This is a genomic window from Halomonas sp. BC04, from assembly GCF_000568385.1.
Window position 1 is genome coordinate 1 of record NZ_AZQX01000389.1, and the last position, 6138, is coordinate 6138.

Genomic DNA, 6138 nt, shown 5'->3' on the forward strand with positions numbered 1-6138 from the left:
TGGGCCAGCGTCAGGCGTAAGCCTGAGCGAGAGACCTTCTTGCTGAACACCTGACGCCCTTTGTGATCGACGGCATGGAGTTGAAAGACACGCTTGGCGAGATCGATCCCGACGATGCTAATGTGATTCATGGATGGACCCTCCTTCGAGATGCCGTGTGGTGCCCCGTGCACCCAAGATGGCGTTGCAAACTCATCTTGGCACAGGGAGGGACGGGTCCATCCCATTTCCTACAACGTGGTAGTTGCCGACCTTGTTGGAGCGCTCGGTTCGGCGCCCCGAGTTCCCATCGCGACTGGCGCCGTCAGGCGCCTCGCCGGAGGCAGTAAAGGATTGAGGTTCGCTTTTGCTCTTTGTCGTCTTCTTGTCGCGGCTTCCCTGTCCCTGGGGTCAATCCAGGTCGGTGCGTGCCATGAATACCGAGACCAGGGCTTCGATGCCCGTCTGGTCATTGGTGTCGAAGCGTCCACGTCGGGGGCTGTCCAGGTCGAGCACGCCCCACAGGTGACCCTGGGTCACGATGGGCACGACCAGTTCGGAGCGGGAGGCGGCATCGCAGGCGATGTGGTCGGCAATGGCATGCACATCCTCGATGCGCTGGGTCTGTTGCGTGCGGGCTGCAGCACCGCAAACGCCCTTGGTGAACGGAATCGGATTGCAGGCCGGTTTACCCTGAAAGGGGCCGAGGGTCAGCACGTGATCCCGGCGCTGAAGGTAGAAGCCGGCCCAGTTGAGTTCTGGTATCGCCTCCATGATGAAGGCGCAGGTCTGGGCGCTGTTGGCCAGCCAGTCTCGGTCTTCGAGAAGGGCCTCGAGCTGCTGGCTAAGCAGGGTGTAGTCAGTCGAGGGCGATGCATGGGGACTCCTGTGCTCAAGTTGAAGTATGGCCTGGACGGCACTAGGTTTCGGAATGGGATGCCCGTGGATCAATCAGGAGGATTGAGTATGCGAGTCGTTGCCGATGTCAATGTCACCCCCATAGGAGCAGGAGCCTCTCTCTCCTCTCACATCGCGGCCTGCGAGGATGTGATCGAAGAGGCAGGCCTCAACTATCGCCTCCATGCCCATGGTACCAATCTCGAAGGGTCGTGGGAGGAAGTGATGCGTGTCGTTCAGCGTTGCCATGATGTCCTGCACGAGAGAGGAGCGCCTCGTGTCGACAGCACGCTGCGAATCGCCACCGCCACGGACAAGGATCAGAGTCTGGAGGGGCGGATCGACAGGGTCGAAGGCAAGATCAAGTGACTGGACCGCTGCTACGAAGAAAACGGGCCGACGCAATGCGTCGGCCCGTTGTCCTTACACCGGCTGTTACTGCCAGCCGGGCACGGCACCACCGTCGAACAGTTCCAGTGCCTTGGCAGCGACCTCGTCGCTCTGGTATGCCGATACCAGCTGCTGGATCTCCTCGCGCTCCTCGTCGCCGCTGCGCACGGCGATCAGGTTGACGTAGGGCGATTCCGGTCCTTCCTTGATCAGGGCATCATCCAGGCTCAGGCCTGCAGGCTGGGCGAAGGTGTTGTTGATGAAGGCCAGGTCCACATCGGGCAGGACCCGCGGCAGCTGGGCGGCTTCGATCTCGCGAAACCGGAAGTTGTGCGGGTTCTCGACCACGTTGACCGGAGTTGCCTCGAGATTTTCCGGATCGTCCAGTTCGATCAGGCCGGCGTTGTGCATCAGGATCATCGCGCGGCCACCGTTGGTGGGGTCGTTGGGCAGCGCGATGATGGCACGCTCCGGCAGCTCCGCGATATCGGTGTGCTTCTCCGAATAGGCACCGATGGGATAGACGAAGGTGTAGCCGGCAACCGTCAGGTCGTAGCCGCGATCATCTACCATGCTCTGCAGGTAGGGCTCGTGCTGGAAGGCGTTGGCATCCAGGCTGCCGTCGGCCAGGGCGGCGTTGGGCGAGACGTAGTCGGTGAACTCGATGATCTCGACCTCGAGATCGTAACGCTCGCTGGCGATCTGGACGGCCACTTCCATCACCTCGGATTCGGGGCCGGACATGGTGCCGACCTTGATCGAGCGTGTCTCGGTGGCGGCGTCGTCTCCGCCGCAGCCGGCGATCAGGGTGGCACCGGCCAGTGTGGCGGCGCCGAGCAGGCGGGTCAGGGTGACTTGCATGGTACCTCTCCTTTCTTCTGGTAGGGGGCTTCTCTTACTTGCGATCCGACTTGCGCACCAGGTAGTCGCCCAGACTCTGGAAGCCCTGGACCATGACCACCAGGATCGCCACGGTGATCAGCATGACGGTGGGGTTGAAGCGGTTGTAGCCGTAGCGGATGCCCAGGTCGCCCAGGCCGCCGCCGCCCACGGCACCGGCCATGGCCGAATAGCTCACCAGGGTCACGATGGTGATCGTCAGGCCGGTGATGATGCCGCCGCGGGCCTCCGGAAGCAGCACCTTGGCGATGATCTGCCCGGCGTGGCCCCCATGGACTGGGCGGCCTCGACCAGCCCCGGCGGGATCTCGTTGAGCGCGCCCTCCACCAGCCTGGCCACGAAGGGAATGGCGGCGATGGTCAACGGCACGATGGCGGCATTGGTGCCGATGGAGGTGCCGACCACCATGCGGGTGAAGGGAATGATGGCCACCATCAGGATGATGAAGGGGATGGAGCGGCCAATATTGGTAACGATGCCAAGCGCCTGATTCAGGGCGGGGCGAGCGAGTATCTGCCGCGGTCGCGTGACGTACAGCATCACGCCCAGCGGAACGCCGAACAGCGCCGCGAGCAAGCCGGAAACACCCACCATGTAGAGCGTATCCAGGGTGGCCTTGATGATGAGGTCAATCATCGCGCTGGACATGGCCTAGCACCTCCACGTGAAGATCATGGGATTCGAGATAGTCGATGGCCTGACGCGTCTTTTCGGCCGGCCCCAGGAGCTCGGCGATCATCAACCCAGGGTGCGCTCCTGGATCGACTCCACCTTGGCCTGGAGAATGCTGACGTCGACTTCGCAGTCCCGAGCAAGGCGCGAGATCAACGGGGTGGAGACGGCATCGCCGGAGAACGCCAGGCGCACCACCGGGTGGGTGTGCTCGCCGGGCTCGGCTTCCAGGCGCTCGACCAGCCCCTTGGGCGGTTCCAGTTGCAGGAAGTCATTGAGGAATTCTCGGCCCAGCTGAGTGCCGGGGGCGGTGAAGAAGTCGCCCACATCGGCCTCCTCCACCAGTTCGCCGTCGGATATCAGGCTGACCCGATGGCAGATCGACTTGACCACCTCCATCTCGTGGGTGATCAGCAGGATGGTCAGGCCCAGCGTCTGATTGATGTCCCGCAGCAGTTCCAGGATCGAGCCGGTGGTCTGGGGGTCCAGGGCGGAGGTCGCCTCGTCGCACAGCAATACCCGCGGTTCGCTGGCCAGGCCCTGGCGATGGCGACACGTTGCTTCTGGCCGCCGGAGAGCTGGGCGGGGTACTGGCTGATCTTGTCCGTCAGTCCGGTGAGCTCGAGCAGCGGCATCACGCGTTCGCGGATGGCGGTGCGCTTCATGCCCATCAGCTCCAGGGGCAGGGCGATATTGTCGTACACGTTGCGCGTGGTCAGCAGGTTGAAGTGCTGGAAGATCATGCCGATACGGTGGCGAGCCTGGTTCAGGGCCGAGGCGGAGAGGCGGGTCATCTCCTGCCCGTCCACCGTCACGCTGCCGCTGGTGGGGCGCTCCAGCAGGTTGACGCAGCGAATCAGGGTCGACTTGCCGGCCCCGGAAAGGCCGATCACGCCGTGGATGCTGCCCTGGGCACATGGAGGTTCGCGTTCTTCAGGGCTTCGACGACCTTGACGTGGCCTCGAGCGCCATCCTTGTGGCCGCCCCTGATATGGTAGGTCTTGGAGACGTTGCGTAAAGTGATCATCTGGCTTCCACTGACAGGCCGTTTCATTGCGGGGCGAGCAGTGGGTGCCAAAAAAAAGGCCACCCTGACGGGTGGCCATCAACGCTGGACACACCCTTTTAGCTGCACTTCATGTCGAAGAGCGCTCGAAAGCACTTTCGCCATGGGCGCCCGCAATCCGGGTACAAATCGGCGCCTTTAAATGTGACGGCCAATGCTACGACCAAAGGCGTAAGTTGTCAATCGGGGTGGTGATTCTTGTGCAGGGATTGGCCAGTAGGCAGCAAGATTCGCTGTTAGGGGTTGGAATTGCCTGTTTTTTTCTGGCTTGAATCCAATGGGTGGGAGCACGCCGGATAGACGCACGCCCCGCGACTTCCTACACTGCCAGCCCTGTCTCAATCCCTATCTCAACCTCCCGTCCGGGAGCTGCACGAGGAAACTTCATGTTCACAGGTATCGTTCAGGGCACGGCGGAAATCGTGGCGATCGAGGAGGCCGAGGCCTTCCGTACCCATGTCGTGGTTCTTTCCGATGAGCTGCGCCAGGGGCTGGAGCCCGGTGCCTCCGTCTCTCACAACGGTGTCTGCTTGACCGTGACGGCCATCGAGGGCGAGCAGGTCCGCTTCGATCTGATGCGCGAGACACTGAAAGTGACCAACCTGGGCGGGCTCGAGGTAGGGGACCGGGTCAATATCGAGCGGGCGGCGCGTTTCGGTGACGAAATCGGCGGGCATGCCATGTCCGGCCACGTCATGGCCATGGCCGAACTGGTGGAGCTGGACGAGGCCCCCAACAACCGCCGGCTCTGGTTCGAGGTTCCCCACGGACTGGGCCGCTTCCTCTTCGCCAAGGGTTACATCGGTGTCGACGGCATCAGCTTGACCATCGGTGATGTTCGAGCCGCCAACGTCGACCATGGCCCACGGTTCTGCGTCGATCTGATACCCGAGACGCTGGCACGCACCATTCTGGTGGATCGTGTGCCCGGGGATCGGGTCAATATCGAGGTCGATCCCCAGACGCAAGCGATCGTTGAAACCGTGGAGCGCGTGCTGGCCGCCCGGGGGGCTTGATGGCAGCGTTCGATTGACCGTTTCGTCAAGTTTCCGTTGGTGGCGGCGCTGGTAGATGGCTTGGCGTTTGCTTAAAAAGGGAAGAGCGAAACGAAAAGAGTGAGAAAAGCGGTCCGTGGCGGCAAGGATCGCCTCGCATCACGGGCCACCTTTGGGTACCATGTGCCGCTTTTCTCGCCCCCCCCCTGGACGATAACCAGAACAAGTGCGCAGGAATGCCTCCAATGCTGAATAAACTGATCGACAATCACTTCAAGCTGACCGAGCACAACACCAGCGTGAAGACCGAGGTCATTGCCGGGATCACCACCTTCCTGACCATGGCCTACATCATCTTCGTCAACCCCAGCATTCTCTCCGAAGCGGGCATGGACTATGGCGCCGTCTTCGTGGCGACCTGCCTGGCGGCAGCCGTCGGCTGTCTTATCATGGGGCTCTGGGCCAACTATCCCATCGCCCAGGCGCCGGGCATGGGGCTCAACGCCTTCTTCACCTACGGCGTGGTGCTGGGCATGGGCTATACCTGGGAGGCGGCGCTGGGTGCCGTGTTCTTCTCGGGCTTCTGCTTCTTCCTGCTGAGCATCTTCAAGATCCGTGAATGGATCATCAACTCCATTCCGCTCTCGCTGCGTCTGGGCATCGCCGCCGGCATCGGCCTGTTCCTGGCGATGATCGCGCTGAAGAATGCCGGCATCGTGGTCTCCAACCCGGCCACCTACGTGGCGTTGGGCGATCTCTCCGAGCCGCCGGCCATCTATGCGCTACTGGGCTTCTTCGTCATCACCGCCATGGCCTACCTGAAGATCACCGGCGCCGTGATGATCGGCATCCTGGGCATCACCGTGCTGGCCATCGTGTTGGGGCATAACGAGTACGGCGGGATGATGTCCATGCCGCCCTCCATTGCGCCGACCTTCATGGCCATGGACCTGATGGGCGCGCTGGATATCGCCATGCTCAGCGTGATCTTCGCCTTCCTGTTCGTCGACCTGTTCGATACCTCCGGCACCCTGGTGGGCGTGGCGCATCGCGGTGGCCTGCTGGACAAGGACGGCAAGCTGCCGCGCCTGAATCGCGCATGATGGCCGACAGTGGGGCTCCATGGCCGGTGCCGCGCTGGGCACCTCGACCACCACCAGCTACATTGAATCCACGGCAGGCATCGCTTCCGGCGGGCGCACCGGGCTCACCGCCGTGGTCGTGGCGGTGCTGTTCCTG

4 protein-coding genes and 3 pseudogenes are annotated in these 6138 nt (G+C 62.5%); 3 read left to right on the forward strand and 4 right to left on the reverse strand.

What is annotated here, in order from left to right:
* Positions 1-390: 390 nt before the first annotated feature.
* A complete protein-coding gene (locus Q427_RS26005; RefSeq protein WP_051496727.1) occupies positions 391-885 on the reverse strand; it encodes a GAF domain-containing protein in 495 nt (164 codons plus the stop codon).
* A gap of 60 nt (positions 886-945) precedes the next feature.
* On the opposite strand from Q427_RS26005, the gene Q427_RS26010 reads away from it, so the two are divergent.
* Positions 946-1245, forward strand: a complete 300-nt coding sequence (locus Q427_RS26010; protein WP_043518346.1) for an MTH1187 family thiamine-binding protein — start codon at positions 946-948, stop codon at positions 1243-1245.
* Positions 1246-1311: 66 nt separating this feature from the next.
* On the opposite strand, the gene Q427_RS26015 is transcribed toward Q427_RS26010, so the two are convergent.
* The 3 genes and pseudogenes from Q427_RS26015 to Q427_RS26025 form a co-directional block, all read right to left on the reverse strand.
* Entirely contained in the window at positions 1312-2127 is an 816-nt protein-coding gene (locus tag Q427_RS26015; protein WP_043518347.1) for a MetQ/NlpA family ABC transporter substrate-binding protein, read from the reverse strand.
* A 34-nt stretch (positions 2128-2161) separates the two neighbouring features.
* Positions 2162-2814: pseudogene (locus Q427_RS26020) on the reverse strand (methionine ABC transporter permease).
* Positions 2795-3865: pseudogene (locus Q427_RS26025) on the reverse strand (methionine ABC transporter ATP-binding protein). Before Q427_RS26025 ends, Q427_RS26020 begins: the two co-directional pseudogenes overlap by 20 nt.
* 425 nt (positions 3866-4290) lie before the next feature.
* On the opposite strand from Q427_RS26025, the gene Q427_RS26030 reads away from it, so the two are divergent.
* Both Q427_RS26030 and Q427_RS26035 read left to right on the forward strand, forming a co-directional pair.
* Entirely contained in the window at positions 4291-4920 is a 630-nt protein-coding gene (locus tag Q427_RS26030; RefSeq protein ID WP_043518349.1) for a riboflavin synthase, read from the forward strand.
* 224 nt (positions 4921-5144) lie between these two features.
* Positions 5145-6138, forward strand: a pseudogene (locus Q427_RS26035) (NCS2 family permease); the annotation flags it as partial.